Source organism: Wenyingzhuangia sp. 2_MG-2023 (assembly GCF_030548295.1).
Taxonomy (GTDB): domain Bacteria; phylum Bacteroidota; class Bacteroidia; order Flavobacteriales; family Flavobacteriaceae; genus Wenyingzhuangia.
The window spans coordinates 25867-46776 of sequence record NZ_JAUOSB010000020.1 but is presented as its reverse complement, the minus strand read 5'-3'; the positions used below and the strand labels follow the sequence as shown (position 1 = coordinate 46776).

Genomic DNA, 20910 nt, shown 5'->3' with positions numbered 1-20910 from the left:
CCTAAAACAAAAAGCGAGTAGTGATAGCACGACCCCGAATCAAAGGGGAAACGCCCAAAGAAGAATTACTTGTCATTAATTAAAAAACTTAAATATAGTTTCTTATATGTGTTGTGTATGTAGAGTAGAAAATGTCAGGTTCAGAGAATTTTAATATTTGTAAAACTTACTATTTCTACTGAGATTTATTTTTTCATTTCATTTTAAAAATCATTCAAAGGGACAAATGTAATTTTAATAAATTCATGAGAAGATGTTCTTAAGAACAAAAACATCAAACAAGGTAACTTCTCTTGTTTGATGTTTGCAATAATCTTACTAAAATAGATAAGATATTATGGTGTGTTGAATTTGTATTGAAATTAATTACTCACTGCTAAAATTGATAATTAAGTTTGGTAAAAATACCTCTTGGGAGTATAGGAACTACGATGAAATTTTCACTTGGATTTGCTTTTATGTATTCAGGAGTTGCTTGATTGGCATTTCCTCCAAAACTATTAGGTCCAAAAAAGTTAGCCAAACCATCGGAATTTAATAAGTTGACTACATTTAGGCTCAAACTCCATTTTTCATCAAAGGTATAACCCGTACCTAGGTCAACTGTTGCATAGCTAGGCAGTTCAAATCCATTAGAAATATTTCCATATCGTTTTCCCATGTATTTGTAAGTAGCAAACGCATAAAAAGAATTTTTTTGAAAGGTTGTTTTAAAATCAAACATAAGATCTGGGTTGAAAGGCAATGTATGATTGTTGTAGTTTAAGATAGTATCATCTGAAGCATCTACGGTTCCATTGGCATCGTAAATTGTCCATAGTTTTGATTTTGCGTTTTGGAAAACACCGTTCAATTGTAGTGTTAAAAAATCAAAAGGTTTGTAACTGGTTTCTACTTCCAATCCTATGGTTTTAGAACTGTTAAATTGGGTAGGCGTGTAAAAAACAGTATTGCTGTCTCCATCAAATTCAAAATTCGTAGTTCCAATATTTTTCAATTCGCTATAAAAAAACGTCCCTGAAAATGATACGTAGTTAGAGTTCTGTTTGATTCCTACTTCCAATTGTTTGATTTGTTGTATTTCTCCTTTTTTAGGAATCGGTACATTGCTAAAGTTATTGAAATAATAATCGAACTCAGGAGCTTTGTTTCCTCTAGAGTAACGAACAAAAGCTGCTGTGTTTTCTTGTATTTTGTAATTCATCCCTATAGAATACGACAGGTATTTGTAGTCAAAATCAAAACGATCTTTGACATTGCTAGAAGTTAAAACTCCATTGTCGTAATCGGTTGTAATGTTTTCGTCAAATCCACCATCTTGTTCTAAAGGAGTCGCTCTGTGTTTGGTTCCTTTGTGATTAATTGTTTCAAGTCTGAAACCTGCATCTACTTGAAATTTTGGGCTAACGTTCCACAAATCATTTACAAACCAAGCTGTTTGTTGCAATGTTGCCGAAGCTTTTTCAAAGAACAAACCTCCGTAGTTGCTAACCCCATTTTGATCGGATAACTGTATTACGGGACTTCCAGGGTTTTCTAAAGTAACGGATAAATTTCTTGGATTGTTTTCATAGGTTGCAAATACAAAACTACTTGAAGTGTTGTGGTCTGTATTGGAATACCCAAAATCAAAACCTGCGTTCAGATCATGGTGTTCAAATTGTTTTCTCAATACCAAATGCTCCATAATTTCTGTAGCCTGAGTGTCTTTGTACCAAGCAGCACCTCCTAGCAAAGCATCGTTAGGCAAATGACCACTGAGATAACTAGCAGCACCTCCAGACAAAATGGCACTGTTGTTTACTTGTGCTACCTCTTCATTATTTTGGGCATTTCTAAATACTACGTTTCCAATAGGAAATCCCGCTCCTGTAATGAAATATGCCAAAGGGTTGTTGATACTTACAAAAGCATTGCTGATGGTTGTTTGCCAATTGGCACTTTTGTTAGAGAATTTGAGGTTGTTTTTGAGTGACCAATCGTTACCTAAAGTTTGCGTAAAGTCAAAACCTGCCATCAAATCTTTTGCATATACACCTTGTGTGGGATCAAAAGCAGTAGTTGATGTTGCGTCTTTGGGAATGTTGGCACTAAAGCTTGGCAACAATTGAGATGTGTGATTAAAATCTTGTCCGTAAACAGGAGTAGGGTTGCTCCAGTTGGTTGCTGTAACCCCGTTCCAACGATTGGTTTTATCGTCTAAAACCTTGGCATAAAATTTAAAATATCCATAGTCATTGTCTTTGATGATATTCAATTTCACTTGTCCACCTTTGCTAAAAGTAAAATCTACATCTCTAGCACCATCGTCTTTTCTATAATGTCCTCCAACATTGTAAAACCAATGATTGCCCAAATCCCCATTGAGTAAAAATTCTATTTTTTGATAAGGATTAGCGTTTCCTTGAATTCCACTAGTCCATTGTACCTGACCTCCAAAAGCCTCACGTTTGTCTTGAGAAATAAAATTGTAGATTCCCCCTGGAGCATTCATGGCGGTGATGGTAGCACTTCCCCCTTTTACAGCTTCCAACCTTTTGGTGGTCAAGTCAGATCGGTAAAACAAATCGGGACTGTAATACGAGTGTTGTATCAAACTAACAGGCAAACCGTCTTCTTGTAAAGAGGTATAATACCAACCCAAATCGTCTTCTGCAGAAGCGGAAATCCCTCTAGAATATACTTTGGTAAAGACTTCTCCCGCAGAAGCATCGGTAAAAGTTCCTGGAATGTTATGGATCAGGTCTGCAGTACCTCTAGGAATCAATTTTTGTAGTCTGTCATTAGACAGCACGCTTACAGAAGTTGTGGATTCTAGCTGTTTTCTAGGATCAAAAGTTCCTGTTACCACCACTGTATTTAGAGATTCATAAGAAGTCTCTAAGACAAAATCAGCAGTACTATTATTCTCAGAAACAAAAAAATGTTGACTCTTTTTTTGGTAACCCAAGCAAGAAATTGTGATTAAGTGTGTGCCTTTGGAAAGATTTTCAACAACAAAAAAACCTTTTTTGTTGGTAAACGTGTTTTTGTGTTGGTTGTCTATATGTATGATTGCAGCTTCAATAGGAGCCTGTTCTCTATTGCGTACCGTTCCTGTGAACTGTATTTGTGAAAACATGACATTAGAGATAAACAAAATAAAAAGAACAAAAAAAGATTTCATCATTGTAAAATTCTTAAAAAGATTCATAAAATTTAAAAATAAGACTGTAATTTTAAGGATAGTAAAATTAAGAGTCGTCAAAAATATCAAAAAAAATGAATTCTTTTGTTTGTTTTCGTTCATTGAAGAATAACAAACATGTTTATACAACACCTTATATTCCTATTATACTCTAAAAAAATGATAAAAACCTCTAAAATCAACACGTACTTTTGCTTTTTTCTTTGTTTTATTTTTGTCTCTTTTGCTTTGTTGCAATTGAATGATCCTGATCCATTGACTTGGTTTTCTATTTATTTTTTGATTAGTGGTTTTTGTGTGTTGGTTCCTTTTGTAAAGGTACAGAAGCTTTTGTTAAAACTAGTTATTCTTGGGTTGTCGGTGTATGCTATCACGTATTTTAAGTATGTATGGGGGTGGTTGCAAACCAGTCATAAAGAAGAGATTTTTGGGAAAATGGTGTATGAAAAACCTTATTTAGAAGGATCAAGAGAATTTTTAGGTTTGGTGATAGGAATTGGAGCCATGGTTTATCTAAATAGTGTCAATAACAAAGAGTGAGTAAATCAAATCTTATGCGTTAAATAAAGCTCTTTTGAGCGGACTAGAAACGTCAATAAAATCTTGTTAAACTTGTCTGTTATTTTTCATTGAAAAAAAACAAACAGATTTTAAGTTGTAATCTTTATTTTTATCGTTTATAAAACGTTTTTTGATTAAAGAGTATTTGTTTTTTATAGGGTTATTTTGCATAATACATCTAAAAAAAGCTCTTTGATTGTTAAAAAAACAATCATAAAAACAACAAACCAAACATGAATAATAAAACACACTATTTACTATTGGCTTCTTTTGCGCTTTTGGTCAATTGTAAAAAAGAAGAGAAAACGTATTTTGATAACAAATACACCAAGCCTGAAATTATCAAAGAAGCTTCTGCAGCTTTTCAGTCACCAGAAGAAAGTTTGGAGTCTTTTTATTTGCCAGACGGTTATCAAATAGAATTGGTAGCTAGCGAACCGATGATAGACGAGCCGGTTACTATTGCTTGGGATGGAGATGGAAAAATGTATGTGGCAGAAATGAATACCTATATGCAAGATGTAGATGGAACAGGAACCAATAGGTCTATCAGTAAAATAAAACAATTGATAGACGTAGATGGAGATGGGAAAATGGACAAGAGTACGGTATTTATAGATAGTTTGTTATTGCCTCGTATGATCCTTCCTTTGGGAGATGGAGAATTGATTGTGAATGAAACGTATTCATACGATTTGTGGAGTTACAAAGATACCGATGGAGATGGTGTAGCGGATACTAAAAAACGTGTGTATTACAATCCCAACCGAAGAGGAGGGAATTTAGAGCACCAACAAAGCGGTTTGTTGTGGAATTTAGACAACTGGGTCTATACTACTTACAATCCAATTCGTTTCAAATTTACCAAAGACGAAGTGATTGCAGATTCTTTGGATCACATGCCAAGAGGGCAGTGGGGATTGACACAAGACGATTTAGGTGTGATGTATTATTCCACCGCAGGAGGAGAAAATCCAGCATATGGATTTCAAAACCCAGCACCTTACGGAGATTACAGTCCAAAAGAAAGGTTAGAAAAAGGATTTATGGAAACGTGGCCTATTGTAGGAACTCCAGATGTGCAAGGAGGACCATTTCGACTGAAAAAGGATGGAACTTTGAATCATTTTACAGGAGTTGCGGGACAAGAAATTTATAGGGGACACAAATTACCCAAAAGTATGTATGGAGATTTGTTTATTCCAGAACCTGTAGGTAGGTTTATCCGAAGAGCGAAAGTAAATACCATAGATGGATTGAAGGTCTTGTCAAACCCTTATTTTCAAACAGAATTTTTAGGATCTACAGATTTGAATTTTAGACCAGTATGGTCTTCTACAGGACCTGATGGTACTTTGTACGTAGTGGACATGTATAGGGGAATTATTCAAGAAAGCAACTGGACTCGTAAAGGGAGTAAAATAAGACCGGTTATAGAACGCAAAGGCTTGGATAAAAATATAGGAAGAGGGCGAATTTACAGAATTGTACACAAAGATATTCAGCCAGATAAAAAACCAGAATTGTTATCTAAAACAGCGAAAGAATTAATTCCATACTTAGGACACAGAAACGGATGGTACAGAAATACTGCTCAAAAGTTGATCATTTTAAAAGGTGATGAATCTGTGGTTTCTACGTTAAAAGATCTAGCAATGGACAATGAAAGCTTGTGGAACAAATGGTTTGGAAATGATGACAAAGATTATGGATTGGAAAGAATTCACGCTTTGTGGACCTTAGAAGGTTTGGGGATTGTTGATTCAGAAATGCTACAACAGAAAATGCAAGATCCAGATGCTAGAGTACGTGTTACTGCTATACGTTTGAGTGAACGTTTCATGAAAAATGGGGAAAAGGACTTTTTAAAAAATTACGAGCAATTGGCAGAAGATCCTTCTATAGAGGTTGTGCATCAATTGGCTTTGAGTTTGAAATATAGTGAAACGCAAAAAGCAACGTCTTTATTAAAACAAATTCAATCTAAGTATTCAGAAAATCAAGTGGTTTCTCATGCTATCACAGAAAGTTTAAAAAAGGATGACGAAGTATTGTTGGCTTTGCAAGAACGTATCAAACACCGAGCTTCTGGAGACAAAACAAGTATTTTAAAAGGTTATGATATTTACAATGGATTGTGCATTACTTGTCATGGTAATGATTTGAGAGGAGCTCAAAATGAAGACGGTTCTTTGGTAGCACCATCTTTGATTGGTAGCAAGCGTGTGATGGGAGACAAACAAAAATTGATTAAAATATTGCTGAACGGTTTGATAGGAGAAGTAGATGGAAAAGATTATGGAGTCATGATGTCTTTAAAAAGTAACGATAACGAGTGGATTGCAAATGTGTTGAGTTATGTTAGAGCAATGAATGACAAAGGTGCTGTCAAAAGTTGGGGAGATGTAGGGAAAGTAAGACAAACAAACAAAAGAAAAGAATATTGGACCTTAAAAGAATTGGAGGCTGAATAAGCTGTCTTTTAACATTCTTTTTAAAAACGCTTCGTAAATACGAAGCGTTTTTTTGTACGGTATCTCGATACACTTTTTATTTTCGTTCCACTTCAACAAATCGCACTCGAACTGACAGTAGTATTGTCACTTCGAGTGAATTTCAGGAATGTAGTGGATAAAATTAGTATCGAGAAGTTTAATGCTATTGGAGTGTTCAAGATAGCAAGTTTCTCGATACACGATTTATTTTCGTTCCACTTCAACAAACCGCACTCGAACTGTCAGTAGTATTGTCACTTCGAGTGAATTTTAGCAGCGTAGCGGATAAAATTAGTATCGAGAAGTTTAATGTTTTTTGTGGTGTTCAAGATAGCAAAGTTCTCGATACACACTTTGTTTTCGTTTCACTTCAACAAACGGCACTCGAACTGACATGGTTGTCACTTCGAGTGAATTTCAGGAATGTAGCGGATGAAATTAGTATCGAGAAGTTTAATGCTATTGGAGTGTTCAAGATAGCAAGGTTCTCGATACACGCTTTATTTTCGTTCCACTTCAGCAAACCGCACTCGAACTGACAGTAGTGTTGTCACTTCGAGTGAATTTTAGAAGCTTAGCGGATGAAATTAGTATCGAGAAGTTTAAAGTTATTGGAGTGTTCAAGATAGCAAGGTTCTCGATACACACTTTATTTTCGTTTCACTTCAATAAATCGCACTCGAATTGACAGTATTGTTGTCACTTCGAGTGAATTTTAGAAGCGTAGTGGATACATGTTTTATTTTGGTTACACTTTAATAAACCGCACTCGAACTGACAGTATTGTTGTCACTTCGAGTGAATTTTAGCAGCGTAGTGGATAAAATTAGTATCGAGAAGTTTAATGCTATTGGAGTGTTCAAGATAGCAAGGTTCTCGATACACGCTTTATTTTCGTTTCACTTTAACAAACCGCACTTGAACTGACAGTTGTGTTGTCACTTCGAATGAATTTTAGAAGCGTAGCGGATGAAATTAGTATCGAGAAGTTTAATGCTATTGGAGTGTTCAAGATAGCAAGGTTCTCGATACACGCTTTGTTTTCGTTTCACTACAATAAGACCGCACTCGAACTGACAGTAGTATTGTCACTTCGAGTGAATTTTGAGAACGTAGCGGATAAAATTAGTATCGAGAAGTTTAATGTTATTGGAGTGTTCAAGATAGCAAAGTTCTCGATACACACTTTATTTTCGTTCCACTTCAATAAACTGCACTCGAACTGACAGTAGTATTGTCACTTCGAGTGAATTTTGAGAACGTAGCGGATACACTTTTTATTTTCGTTTCACTTCAACAAACCGCATTCGAACTGACAGTATGGTTGTCACTTCGAGTGAATTTTAGAAACGTAATGGATGAAATTATTATCGAGAAGTTTAATGTTTTTGGAGTGTTCAAGATAGCAAGGTTCTCGATACACGATTTATTTTCGTTCCACTTCAATAAACTGCACTTGAACTGACAGTATGGTTGTCACTTCGAGTGAATTTTAGGAACATAGTGGATACAATTAGTATCGAGAAGTTTAATGTTATTGTTGTGTTTAAGATAGCAAGGTTCTCGATACGCGCTTTATTTACGTTTCACTTCAACAAACCGCACTCGAACTGACAGTATTATTGTCACTTCGAGTGAATTTTAGAAGCGTAGCGCATGAAATTAGTATCGAGAAGTTTAATTTTTTAGGGGTGATCAAGATAGCAAGGTTCTAGATACACGTTTTATTTTCGTTCCACTTCAACAAACCGTACTCGAACTGACAGTAGTGTTGTCACTTCGAGTGAATTTTAGAAGCGTAGCGGATACAATTAGTATCGAGAAGTGTTTGTATGGTTAAAATATTTTTTTCGCTAAATTAGGTAGCTTTTCAAATTCATTATTTATGAGAGCCTCTTTTTTAGCTTTAGACCATTTTTTTATTTGTTTCTCTGTTGAGATAGCAACTTCTACATTTGTAAAAGTAGCGTAGTAGGCTAGAGAAATAGGCAGTCTATTGGAGGTGTAACTATTAAAATATTTTCCGCTTTCATGTTCTTTTAATCTTCTTGTTAAATTATTGGTAATACCCGTATAATAAGTTTTATCAGCACAAAGTAAAATGTAAACATAATATATCATAGCAGTCTTCAAGATACAAATTCTAACCCATATAAAATATGGTTCTCGATACACGCTTTATTTTCGTTTTTCTCCAACAAACCGCACTCGAACTGACAGTATGGTTGTTGTCACTTCGAGTGAATTTTAGGAACGCAGTGGATGAAATTAGTATCGAGAAGTTTAATTGTTTAGCTAATGTTGTTGGGGTGTTCAATACAACAAGGTTCTCGATACATGCTTTGTTTTCGTTTCACTTCAACAAACCGCACTCGAACTGACAGTATGGTTGTTGTTACTTCGAGTGAATTTTAGGAGTGTAGCGGATACAATTAGTATCGAGAAGTTTAATTGTTTAGCTAATGTTGTTGGGGTATTCAATACAACAAAGTTCTCGATACACGATTCATTTACGTTTCACTCCAACAAACCGCACTCGAACTGACATTTTATTGTCACTTCGAGTGAATTTTAGGAGCGTAGTGGATGAAATTAGTATCGAGAAGTTTAATGTCATTGGAGTGTTCAATACAACAAAGTTCTCGATACACGTTTTATTTTCGTTTCCCTTCAACAAATCGCACTCGAACTGACATTTTTTACATTAGGAAAGGTTGAAAAACACAAACATGCACCTGTGGTTGTACCTGTATCTGTAACTTCGTTGAAAGAAATTAACGAGTGTTTAGGATTTTGCACTTTTTGGGAGCGTTTGGATCTGAAAATAGTCACCAACAATAGAGTGAAAAAATGGAAACGGTTCTCTTTTTAAAAGCACTGTATCTTTTGACGCAAAGAAACGGTGTTCTTACAGAAAAGATACGGTGATTTTACCTAAAAGTAACGTACAAATTTAAAAAAGATACGTTGCAATTTTGTCAAAAAAGAGGATAAAAGGACCCAAAAAAATCCTCTACTTAAAAAAAGTAAAGGATTTTTTTCTAACTTGCTTATGTCAACGAATGCAAGTTTTTTGCTTCAAATACCAATGCTAAGCAACCAATCTGAATTTTAGGTTGTTTAGCATTTCTCTCAAACGCACATCAGGTCTAAAATTAAGATGTGCTTTTTTAATCAAGTGTACCGAGACTTCTTCTTGGGTAGCTACACCTGAAGTTTTGACACCTACCTGAAAAGAACCCAATTTGTCTAACTTTACAATTTTACCTTGTTGCAATTCATCCATAATGTTGTGCACCAAAGATAAAATAACTGCATAACAATCTGCTTCTCTTACCGTGCTTTGGTTGGCAACCAAATAGGCCAAGCGTTCTAAATCTACTGTTCCTGTAGTTACTGCTTGGGCATAAAACTTTTTTTCCGCTGTAAGGTCTTGCGGATTTACCTTTTGAACGGGTTTAATTTGTACCATTCTATATGTATTTAAGTGACTCTCATACGGAGAGGCTCTAACAATTTGTAGAGCAACTTAAAGATAAGATTTAATCCTTCAGTTAACAGGCTGATTGATTGGTGTTTAGCGTGGATAACTTTTTGGAAAGTCATATAAATATGGTATAACTCACTCTATTTCAGATGTTTGTTGGTTTTGTATATGTGGGTATATCTGTTAAAAACTTTTTTAGCAACATTTTATTTGCAGCAATTTGTATTTTTTTCACTAGTAAATTTCACTAACCCTAGGGGCAAATTCAATCAAATTTTAGGAGAAAATTGTTTGAAAAAGTCGGGAACTGCTCATAAAGATCTTTTTTGAACGGTTTTTTGGATTGAAAAAAAGAAAAATTAAAGGTTAAGAGCTTTGTTAAAGATGTTAACTTTTGTTAAAAATTATTTTTTTTTGATTTAAACGAATTCTCAATACAAAAATTTTAGAATAGAGGCCTTCTCGTTTCGGATTTCACAAAAGTGATGTACAACTGCGATATGATGGTTTTTTGAAAAGGAATATTTTGTATCATTACAACTTGAAAAAAGATAGATTGGCAGTCAAAAGCAAGTGTGGTGTAGGTGAGTTGTTTTTGAAAGCAATGGTTCAAGACAGTTTTTTAGAAAAAAGTAAAATTATGAATGTTAGGTGTTTTTTACATATGTTTATGTTAATTTAAAAGCTGTTTATTCAAATAAATATGTTTGTTTTGTTGAGGAATGTCAATAGAAAATAGGGTAACTCTTTCGTTTTAAAAGTCTTATTAACTGTTTTTTTTTTAACAATAAATTAGAATGGAAATGTAGCTTTAAACATTTGTAAATAATATATTTGACAATATATTCTAAAAAGTATTTTTAATTAAAAACATATAATATTAGGAATCAAACAAGCTGTCAAGTAATATTGAAATCTGTATTTGATATTATATATGCTGAATACCCAATCGATGAAATAAATAGGGTTTTAGTCTTATGTTAATACTGAAAAATAATATTTTAGGACGACTAAAATTTAGGAGAATTAAAAAAAATGAAATGTTGTTTTAGTTTAATTCCATAGAGCCTGAAACAACAAAGCAGAGATAGAATAAATAATTTATTATAATAATTAAGATTTTGAGTACAGCCAATAAAGTTCTTAAAAATACAGGTTTTTTATATGCCAAAATGGGGATAACAATGTTTATTTCTCTATATACAACCAGGTTGGTGTTAAACGGATTAGGAGCTGTTGATTTTGGTATTTTTAATGTAGTTGGTGGAGCAATTGCTATGCTAGGTTTTTTACATGCAGCTATGGCTGGAGCTACCCAACGTTTTATGTCGTTTTACGAAGGAAAGGGAGAATTAAACAAGCAGAAACAAATTTTTAATGTTAGTTTGGTGTTGCATTTTTTTATTGCTTTGATATTAGGATTGGTGTTATTAATAGCGGGGTATTTCTTTTTCAATGGAGTTTTAAACATACCCGAAGCTAGAATATATGCTGCTAAAGTAGTTTATACTTCTTTAATTGTGAGTACGTTATTTACAGTAATGTCTGTACCTTATGAAGCAGTTTTAAATGCACATGAAAACATGTTGTATTATTCTATAGTAGGGGTTTTGGAATCTTTACTAAAGCTTACTGTTGCTTTGGTAATTGTAAACTATGTAGGTGATAAGTTGGAATTGTATGGAATTCTTATGGCTTGCATACCTTTGGTAGTGTTAACAATCATGCGGATTTATTGTCATAAGAAATATAGAGAATGTGTTATTGCTCCTAAACGTTTTTGGAATAAACTTTTAATGAAAGAAATGGCTTCTTTTGCAGGATGGAATTTGTTAGGGAATGGTAGTGGGTTGATTGGTAACTATGGGAATGCTTTGGTAGTAAATCATTTCTTTGGTGCTGTAGTAAATGCAGCTTTGGGTGTTGCAAATCAGTTAAATGGGCAGTTGATGGCTTTTTCTAATAATATGATAAAAGCTTTAAATCCAGTTATTGTTAAAAAACAAGGAGCAGGGGATCAAAAGTCAATGATGTATTTTTCTTTGTTAGGTAGTAAGATGTCTTTTTTAATTCTGGCTTTTTTTGCTATACCTGTAATTGTAGAAACTCCTTATATTTTAAAACTATGGTTAAAGCAAATTCCCGAGTGGACAATAATATTTTTAAGATTAGCTTTGTTTCAAAGACTATTGGAACAATTAACTGTTACGCTTACAACCTCTTTAAATGCACATGGAAATATAAAAGGGCTGAATATATCAAGTCTAGCTTCAAATTTATTACCGCTTATAGTTCTCTACCTATTGTTTGTTAATGGTTTTCCTCCCTATTGGTTGTATATAGTTACTATCGCTTTAATGGTTGTGTTGGGAACAGGATTTAAGGTGTATTTCTGTATAAAATTATGCTCGTTAAAATTAAAAGACCTGTTTAGAATAGTAATATTACCTTGTGTTTTTGTTTTTACAAGTGCCATAGTGAGTGGTTATTTATTATGTTTGGGTATTAATGAAGGTTTGTTGCGTTTGGTTTTGGTAGTTTTGGTGTCATTCGTAGTGTTTTCAATTTCAAGCTATTTAGTTTTAAATAATAAAGAGAAAGAAGTAATTATAGGCTTAAAGGATAAAATAATTAAAAAAAAGTAGCACTATGACTAGTAGAATAGATGTAAAACATATACCCAAAGGTCAATCGTTTTTTCAAATGGGAGTAGACCATTTGCCTACTTGTAGTTATAAAACTCGATTCCTTTTTAAGTTAAATGAGAACACGATTGTAAGAAGGTTTTTTGTTCAAAAAATATTAAAAAGGCGATTAGGATTACATAACTCTGTATCTTTTAATAATAAGTTTAGAACCACTTCTAATAATTTAAGGGTTGGTAAAAATGTAGGATTAGCAGATACATTGATTTTATCTTATGCACCTGTATCTATAGGTGATAATTGTTCATTTTCTTATAGAAATGTTCTAATAACTTCTACACATGATTTTAGTGACTTTTCAAAAGTAATTGTAAAACCTATTACCATTGGGAATAACGTGTGGATAACGACTAATGTAACTATTTTACCAGGTGTTACTATAGGAGATAATACTGTAATAGGAGCAGGGGCTGTTGTTACTTCAGACATACCATCAGGAGTATTTGCTGCAGGAAATCCTTGTAAAGTAATTAAAGAAATAGATTTTAAAAAATAATAATATGACCAGTTACTCTATATTAGTAAACACTTGTGATAAATTTGATGATTGTTGGGAGCCCTTTTTTAAATTATGGAAAGAGTTTTGGCCAGATTGTAAAGGCAGTTTATACTTAAATACAGAATACAAAGAGTATGCTTATGAAGGTTTAAGTATAGAGTCTTTAAAAGTCTGTGAAAGGAATAATTTCCCTAAAACACAAAGAGCTACATGGAGTCAGTGTTTAAAATGGGCTTTAGAGGCTATAGAAGATGATATTGTATTGTATTTACAAGAGGATTATTTTTTAAAAGATACTGTAAAGAATGAGGAGGTTGAGTACTATGTTTCTTTAATGGAGAGTCATAAAAATATACAATGTATTCAATTAACAGATCAAGCTGTTGTTGCAGATGGAGACTCTGAATATAAAGATTTAAATAAAGTTAAATTCAAGCAAAGATATAGAGTTTCATGTCAGGCAGCATTGTGGAGAAAATCTGAATTACTAAAATTAATAAGAGAATATGAGGATGCTTGGGAGTTTGAGGAGTTTGGTTCGTTAAGGTCAGAGGTTCTAGAAAGTGAATATTATGTTGTAGACACAAATTATGTAAAACTGAATACATATGAAATAATTCCTTATGTATTTACAGGAATTGTTCAAGGAAGATGGTTTGAAGAAGTAGTTCCTTTATTTAAAAAGTATGGTATAGAGGTTGATTTTTCTAAGCGTGGTTTTCTTAAAGATGCAAAGAAAAAACCGTTTTTTAAAAGAGTGAAGTATAGATTAAATAAATTACCTAAAATAGTTAGAAATAACAGAGAGTTAAATTTATTAAGAAAGAAAAAGTAAGTAGTTCGTTAACAAACTATGAACTACCTTATATAGATTTAAAAATATTTAGTACTATGAAGAATAGTAAAAATAATGCAATTGTTAATTTAAGAGTGCTTAGTTTGTTACAAGTCTTTTTGTTACATTACTTTGCTGGTTTAGGAATGAGAAATTTTTTGTGGGTTTTCTCCATAGCTGTTCCTACTTTTTTATTGATGAGTGCCTATTTATACGGGTTAAGAGAACAAAATACTGTTTCTTTAGGTTGGTCTTTTCTTAAAAAAAGATGGTGGGCATTATCAAATACCTATTATTTATTTTTAACGTTCGTGTTTTTATTTTATTTAGTATCTGATTACGTTCAAATAAAAACTTATATAGTATCATTTTTAGCGGGGCTTGCTTATATTACAAATTTTGGATATTATTTACCAGGTTGTGGACACTTGTGGTTTATGCAAGTTTTGATGCTGTGTTATATTGTCTTGGCTTTTTTTGGGAAAAACAGTATTGTCAAAGCATGGTTTAGTTCTTCAATAAAAACAAGTTTTTTATTTTTAGGTCTATTAATATTAGGATTTGTTTATCGAGGAAATATTTTAGTTTACTTGTTTTTTTATATGTGGTTGTATTTTAATGCTAATAAACTTAAGCTTCTTATAGAAAGTATGAATACATATTTGATTGTATTTCTCTTAATTATAGGCTATTGTTTATTGTATACCGAATATGCAACAAATTACAATTGGGGTATTTATATTAAACATTTTCATACTTGTATCATGGCATTATTAACTATTGGAGTGTTTGTAAAGTATAAGGTATTAGGTTTTGAGAATAAGGTAATTGTATATATTGGTACCTTAGCTATGGAAATATATTTAATTCATCATTTGTTTGTGTTTTCAGAACCAATATATGTGAGTTTACCAATTACCATTGTTTTGTCTATAATTTTACATTGGTTATCAAATAGCTTAAAGAATAATAAAGCAAAGTGATTTATACTTTACTTAGTTTTAAAATATAAAATTATGACAAAAAAAAATAATTCAAATTACGGAATGAATAATACAAGCGCACTTAAAATTATTATATTAAAAACTCTAAGGAAACTTTATATTAAAGCTTTTTCTCCAATAATTGGTGAAAAGCCAAAATGCGAGACAAACCCAGACAGTGTTTCTGAAATTATTTATAAGGAATTAATGCATGATAAGCCATCAATGGTTGCTAGATTTGGTTCAACAGAATTAAGTATGTTAGTTAATTACATCGGGATTATAAAGGCTGATAAAAATATATATAAATATATTAATGGAGAAGGAACTCCATGGTGGTGGGAGTCAAAAAGAATGAATCAAATGCAAAATTGGAGTGGTTTTTTTCCAGCAACGGAAGATAAAATAACTCAATTTTGTGAATTAATGGTACAGGATATAAAAGAGGTTGATATATTAGGAAGTTGGTTAGCAGATGAGAATTATTTCTTAAAACAAATGAGCTGCATATTAGTTCAAAGAGAAATTCAAAACCCTTTTTTTACAAAAAAGCCATGGACTAAAGCTTTGAATGGAAAAAAAGTATTGGTCATTCACCCATTTGCTGAGTTAATAGAGCATCAGTATAGTAATAGAAGAGAATTATTGTTTAAAAATAAAGATATACTTCCAGAATTTGAATTACATACAATAAAAGCTGTACAAACTTTAGGAGGGAAACATCAGGTTTTTAAAGATTGGTTTGAGGCTTTGAATAATATGAAAAAACAAATAGATGAAGCTGATTATGATATATGTTTAATAGGTGCAGGAGCTTATGGTTTTCCATTGGCTGCACATGTAAAGAGAAACGGAAAAAAAGCAGTACACTTGGGAGGTTCGTTACAATTATTATTTGGAATTAAAGGTAAACGTTGGGAAGATCCAAATTATAATAAAGATTATAATTATGCTGCATTGATGAACGAGTATTGGGTTAGACCTGGTGATAAATTCCTACCCGAAAATGCGAACAGTGTTGAAGGTGCTTGTTATTGGTAATAATGTAAGTGTATATTTATGTTTATTAAAAGGATAGAGATTATAAAGTATTTGTTGCCATCATTAGTCTTGTTTTTGACTTTGGTGTCAGCTAATCAATGGAATAGGCTTCCGATAGGGAATACTTTTGTAGTTTGGTTGATTAGTATAAGTATTATAATTGCCATTTTATTTTATAAAAGAAAGTTTTTTAACCCTTCAAATAAACAGGATTATCTGATTGTATTAGTCTATTTTATCTGGTTAATTATATCTATTGTTCGAGGGTGCTTTGTCGCTTCAAATTATTGGGAATGGAAACAACTAATCGTTGGTAGTTTAAATTTAAGTTTACCTATTTGGGTGTATGTTTTTTCTATTCCTTGGTTGTTAAAAAATGTTTTAAAATTTTGGTTAAAATATGCAATTCCTATTTTTATTTTTTTCTTTATATGGTCTCTAAGAGTAACAGGATATCAGTTTTATTTAGGACCTGTTTTTTTAATAGGTTGTTTTTTACCACTAGGTATACCTAGAAAATGGTTTCTAATTGTTTTGGGCTTATTGTTTTTAATGTTAATTATTGATTTAGGGTCTAGAAGTCAAGTTATAAAAGCATTTCTTTCTATATCTTTTTCTGTAGGTTTGCTATTTAATAAGATACTTACTAATAAACTTTTACAAACAGGAGCTATTGTATTTGTCGTATTACCAGTTTTGTTGCTATTTCTTGGAATAACAGGACAATTCAATATTTTTAAAAATTTAAGCGTAAATGAAGGACACGAAAATGTGGTAAAAGAAGGTGAAGAAGATTTGTCTGCGGATACTCGAACCTTTATTTATCAAGAGGTTATATCTTCTGCCATTAAGCATAATTACGTTTGGTGGGGGCGTACTCCTGCTAGAGGTAATGATTCTAGATGGTTTGGTAGAGGAATAGCCAAAGATTTAGGTGTGGATAAAGAAGAAAGACATTTTAACGAATTATGTTTTCCGAATGTTTTTACATGGCTAGGTTTTGTAGGGATGTTTATGTATTGCTTGATTTACTTAAAAAGTATCTATTTAGCTTTATATAAGTCAAATAGCATCATTTTAAAAATGATTGGAGTTTATATAGCTTTTCGTTTTTTTTATGGTTGGATTGAGGATGTAAATATTTTTGATATTTCAAGTGCTGCTCTTTGGATGTTTATAGCAATGGGGTATTCAGTTGAGTTTAGGAAAATGTCTAATGAAGAATTTAAAATTTGGGTTAAAAGTATATTTAAATCACTTTAATTTATGAAAATAGGAATTGTATCATTAATGAATATTAATGCATTGTCAGAGTTGTTTCCAGATGAAAACTCTAAGGAAGTTTTAAAATTAAATGCAAGAAATTTAGTAGCTACAGCTGTACATACATTAATTAAGTCCTTAGTAAGTGAAGGTCATTTTGTAAGGGTTTTTACTCTATCTAAAAATAACTTTTATTTAAAAGGGAAAGGTATAGAACTATATGGAATAGAGTTTTATGATGGTTACCCAATTAAATATTTATGGGGTGATTTTATTGATAGTAAAAGAATTAGAAGACAACTTAAAAATAATATTTCTGATTTGGATGTTATACATGCCCATTGGACTTATACTTTTGCTTTTGCATCTAAATTTTATACAACGCAGATACCTGTATTTTGTACAGTGAGAGATTGGGCTACATATATTTGGAAAATAGAGTCAACAAAAAATAAAATTACTTGGAGTTTTAGGTGTATTTTAAATGAGTTAGTGTTGAATAATAAAAAAGTGAATTTTATAGCAAACTCACCATATACAGCAGCAAGGATTGAAAAAAAATATGGGATTAAGGTTCCTATAATTCCTAATCCAATAAATCAATCTTTTCTTAGATATGATAAGACAACTATACCTGAAAATTTAGAGATCATATGTATTTCTTCTAGTAATGATAAGCGTAAAAATGTGAGAACATTATTGCTTGCTTTCCAACAACTTTTGATAAAATACCCTCATGCGCATTTATCATTAATAGGAGAACCTTTCACTAAAGAAAGTGAGAGTATGCAGCTATGGGAAAAAGAGGGAATGCTAAAAAAAGTTAGTTTAGTTGGTTTAGTAAATCATAGTGAATTACAAAAATATCTTGATAAAGCTAGAGTTTTTGTAAGCCCATCATTAGAAGAAACCTTTGGAAATACCCTATTAGAAAGTATGGCTAGAAAAATTCCTATTGTTGCTGGAATATCTTCAGGAGCTATACCTTATGTTTTACAACATGGAGAGTTAGGGTATTTGTGTGATGTTTCCAATCCAAACAATATATATAAAACGATTGAGTATGTTTATTTAAACCCTGAAAAAGTTGAAAAAATTACTGAAGTTGCTTTTGATGTTTTAAATTCAAAATACTTAGATAAAAAAATTACTGAAAAACACATCGAGTTATACAAAAGTGTATTAGACAATCGAAAATAGAAATGTAAGTAATTAATTTTTGAAATATATGAAAAATATAGCCGTATTGTTAACTGTTTATAATCGTAAAAAAGAGACCTTAAACTGTTTGCAACAAATATACAATCAACACCTAAATAAAGAATATAATATTGACGTGTATCTAATAAATGATGGTTGTACTGATGGTACTCCAGATTTAGTACAACAATTATATCCAAATGTTAAAATTATTAATAGTGAAGGGGATTTGTTTTGGAATAGAGGTATGCATTTAGCTTGGAGTATTGCAGCTAAGAAAAAAGAATATAACTTTTATCTTTGGTTGAATGATGATACCCAACTTAAAAACAATGCTCTTAATATTTTATTAGAAACATCGGCAGGGCTAGATGATCAATCTATTGTAATTGGTTCTACCCATGCTATTCAAAATAATATGGAACTAACTTATGGAGGGAGGAGTTTAAACCAAGGATTAATTTTACCGAAAAATGAGATCATAGCCTGTGATTATTTTAATGGAAATATTGTGTTGATTCCAGAATTTGTATATAAAAAAGTTGGGATGAATGATCCTATTTTTCATCACGCATTGGGTGATTTTGATTACGGATTACGAGCTCGAAAAAAAGGGGTGACAATGTATATTGCACCTGGTTTTTTAGGTGCTTGTGATGCTCATGAAAGTTTGGCAACATGGTGTAACCCTAATAAAACATTTAAGCAAAGGGTAAAAGCGTTTCGTTCCCCACTAGGTAATAATCCTGAGGAACATTATATTTATGAGAAAAGACATTATGGTACTATAATAGCGGTTTTTCATTATTTTACAAACCACTTAAGAGTCGTATTCCCTTCATTATGGGATAAAAAAATTAAACCATGATTTTGAAATTAAAAAATAGAATGAAACAAGCAAGAAATTTATTGCTTTTAGTTTCTAAAATACACAATATAATCAACTTTAATAATAGTTGGAAATATAGAATTAAGAATAATATTAAATTAGAAGGTTCTTTTTTAAAAAAAACTAAGTTTAATATTAAAGGGCATAATAATACAGTAATAATAGGAGAGAAGGCGAGATTAACGAATTGTGAAATTGTAATTATAGGTAATAATTGTAAAATAGAAATAGGTACTGGGAGTACTATAATTTCAAATACTGTGTTATGGTGTCAAGATGATAATTCTACTATAAATATTGGAAACGATTTTACAATGGAAGGAGGACATATTGCTTCTACAGAAGGTGAGTTAATTAGAATTGGTAATGATTGCATGTTTTCGGGTGAAATTGAAATTAGAAATGGAGATAGTCATTCTATGGTTGATAATCTGACGAAACAAAGATTAAATCATGCAAAACCAGTGTTTATTGGGAATCATGTATGGTTAACTGCAAACGTAAAGGTTTTAAAAGGAGCTTCAATACCTTCTAATTCAATTATTGGTAACTCAAGTATTGTTAGTAAAAAACTGTGTTGTGAAAATGCTGTATATGCTGGAATTCCATGTAAGATAGTAAAAGAAAATATGAATTGGGACAGACAAAAATTATAATAGTATATGAAAAAAATAGTAGTATTTCATCCAGCATTAGCTCCTTATCGTTTAGACTTTTTTAATTCAATTCATAAAAGTTTTAATGCTAAATTTTATTTTTCTGAATCTAATGTTCCAACTCAAAAATTTAATCAAGATAGTCTTAAATCTCAAGCAAATTTTAAAATCAATTTTTTAAACAAAGGTTTTACTATTAAAAGAAGAGTCTTTAGGTTTGGTATTTTAAATATTCTAAAGAATGATAAACCAGATATTGTTTTGGTGAGTGAATTTGGGCCTGTAACCATATCTACATATTTACATAAATTTTTATTTTTCAATAAAATAAAAATTTACACAATATGTGACGATAGTGTTGATATAGCTAAAGACTGCAAAGGTTTAAGGAGGTTGTTAAGGAATTATTTTGTTTCAAGGTTAGATGGAATTGTTTTCACTAATAAAGAGGTTAGCGATTGGTATAGTTCTAATTTAAACATGAATGCAAAATCATTAATCTTCCCTATAATAAGAGATGAATTGATATTCAAAGAAAAGTTAACAAAAAGTCTAGAAATTAGTCGAGAAATAATTGATAAACATCAGTTAAAAGATAAAAAGTGTTTATTGTATGTAGGAAGATTGGTTGAAGTTAAAAACTTAGAGAGCTTAATTAAAGCTGTAGATTTAGTAAGTAATGAAATATCTGACTTTAGATTGCTAATGGTTGGAAGTGGAGAGGATGAAGTAAGATTGAAGGAATTGTCTAAGTCCTTGAGATTAACAAATGAAATTATTTTTATAGGTAGAAAAGAAGGTAACGAGTTATTGGCTTATTATAATGTTTCTAACACTTTTATATTGCCGAGTTATTATGAACCTTTTGGAGCAGTTGTTAATGAAGCTCTTATCTCTGGTAGTTATGTGTTATGTTCTAATAAAGCTGGGGCAAAAAGTTTAATAAAAAAAGGGGTGAATGGGGATGTTTTTGACCCCTTTGATATTGAGACAATGGCCAAGTTAATTATTGAAAATACTCAATACCCTAATTTAATTATTAGCAATAGTAATATGTTGGAGAATTACGAAGAAACTTTTATAAATTTTATAAAAAAAATGAATTAAAG

At 31.6% G+C, this 20910-nt stretch carries 15 protein-coding genes; 12 read left to right on the top strand and 3 right to left on the bottom strand.

Annotation, left to right across the window (positions count from 1 at the left end; all coding sequences use genetic code 11):
• Positions 1 to 376 precede the first annotated feature (376 nt).
• Positions 377 to 3121 (bottom strand): TonB-dependent receptor, encoded by a 2745-nt coding sequence (locus Q4548_RS14615; RefSeq protein WP_303456208.1) that lies wholly within the window; start codon positions 3119 to 3121, stop codon positions 377 to 379.
• A gap of 225 nt (positions 3122 to 3346) precedes the next feature.
• Here Q4548_RS14615 and Q4548_RS14610 point away from each other — a divergent pair, with 225 nt between their 5' ends.
• Together Q4548_RS14610 and Q4548_RS14605 are read left to right on the top strand one after the other, a co-directional pair.
• The gene (locus Q4548_RS14610; protein ID WP_303456207.1) at positions 3347 to 3727 is read left to right on the top strand and encodes a transmembrane 220 family protein; all 381 of its coding nucleotides are present in this window, start codon (positions 3347 to 3349) and stop codon (positions 3725 to 3727) included.
• Positions 3728 to 3981: 254 nt separating this feature from the next.
• Positions 3982 to 6222, top strand: a complete 2241-nt coding sequence (locus Q4548_RS14605; protein ID WP_303456205.1) for a cytochrome C — start codon at positions 3982 to 3984, stop codon at positions 6220 to 6222.
• 1857 nt (positions 6223 to 8079) lie between these two features.
• Here the strand turns inward: Q4548_RS14605 and Q4548_RS14600 are convergent.
• Together Q4548_RS14600 and Q4548_RS14595 are read right to left on the bottom strand one after the other, a co-directional pair.
• Entirely contained in the window at positions 8080 to 8364 is a 285-nt protein-coding gene (locus Q4548_RS14600; protein ID WP_303456203.1) for a GIY-YIG nuclease family protein, read from the bottom strand.
• Between the two features lie 970 nt (positions 8365 to 9334).
• A complete protein-coding gene (locus Q4548_RS14595) occupies positions 9335 to 9715 on the bottom strand; it encodes an HU family DNA-binding protein (RefSeq protein ID WP_303456201.1) in 381 nt (126 codons plus the stop codon).
• A gap of 1136 nt (positions 9716 to 10851) precedes the next feature.
• On the opposite strand from Q4548_RS14595, the gene Q4548_RS14590 reads away from it, so the two are divergent.
• The 10 genes from Q4548_RS14590 to Q4548_RS14545 are packed head-to-tail and all read left to right on the top strand — an operon-like array spanning position 10852 to position 20908.
• Complete coding sequence (locus Q4548_RS14590; protein WP_303456199.1) at positions 10852 to 12375, top strand: hypothetical protein; 1524 nt, start codon at positions 10852 to 10854, stop codon at positions 12373 to 12375.
• Positions 12376 to 12379: 4 nt separating this feature from the next.
• Entirely contained in the window at positions 12380 to 12931 is a 552-nt protein-coding gene (locus tag Q4548_RS14585) for a DapH/DapD/GlmU-related protein (protein ID WP_303456197.1), read from the top strand.
• 4 nt (positions 12932 to 12935) lie between these two features.
• Entirely contained in the window at positions 12936 to 13769 is an 834-nt protein-coding gene (locus tag Q4548_RS14580; protein ID WP_303456195.1) for a hypothetical protein, read from the top strand.
• A 56-nt stretch (positions 13770 to 13825) separates the two neighbouring features.
• A complete protein-coding gene (locus Q4548_RS14575) occupies positions 13826 to 14752 on the top strand; it encodes an acyltransferase family protein (RefSeq protein WP_303456193.1) in 927 nt (308 codons plus the stop codon).
• A gap of 33 nt (positions 14753 to 14785) precedes the next feature.
• Positions 14786 to 15793, top strand: coding sequence for a hypothetical protein (locus tag Q4548_RS14570; RefSeq protein WP_303456192.1), 1008 nt, complete (start codon positions 14786 to 14788; stop codon positions 15791 to 15793).
• An 18-nt stretch (positions 15794 to 15811) separates the two neighbouring features.
• On the top strand, positions 15812 to 17056 hold the full coding sequence (locus tag Q4548_RS14565; protein ID WP_303456190.1) for a hypothetical protein: 1245 nt from the start codon (positions 15812 to 15814) through the stop codon (positions 17054 to 17056).
• Positions 17057 to 17059: 3 nt separating this feature from the next.
• Positions 17060 to 18256, top strand: coding sequence for a glycosyltransferase family 4 protein (locus tag Q4548_RS14560; RefSeq protein ID WP_303456188.1), 1197 nt, complete (start codon positions 17060 to 17062; stop codon positions 18254 to 18256).
• Positions 18257 to 18284: 28 nt separating this feature from the next.
• Positions 18285 to 19124 carry a glycosyltransferase family 2 protein gene (locus Q4548_RS14555; RefSeq protein ID WP_303456186.1) on the top strand — a complete coding sequence of 280 codons (840 nt, stop codon included), beginning with the start codon at positions 18285 to 18287 and terminating at the stop codon, positions 19122 to 19124.
• Positions 19121 to 19801: a hypothetical protein gene (locus Q4548_RS14550; protein WP_303456185.1), complete on the top strand. Its 681-nt coding sequence runs from the start codon at positions 19121 to 19123 to the stop codon at positions 19799 to 19801. Before Q4548_RS14555 ends, Q4548_RS14550 begins: the two co-directional genes overlap by 4 nt.
• Before the next feature lie 6 nt (positions 19802 to 19807).
• Complete coding sequence (locus Q4548_RS14545; protein WP_303456183.1) at positions 19808 to 20908, top strand: glycosyltransferase; 1101 nt, start codon at positions 19808 to 19810, stop codon at positions 20906 to 20908.
• The last annotated feature ends 2 nt before the right edge of the window (positions 20909 to 20910 follow it).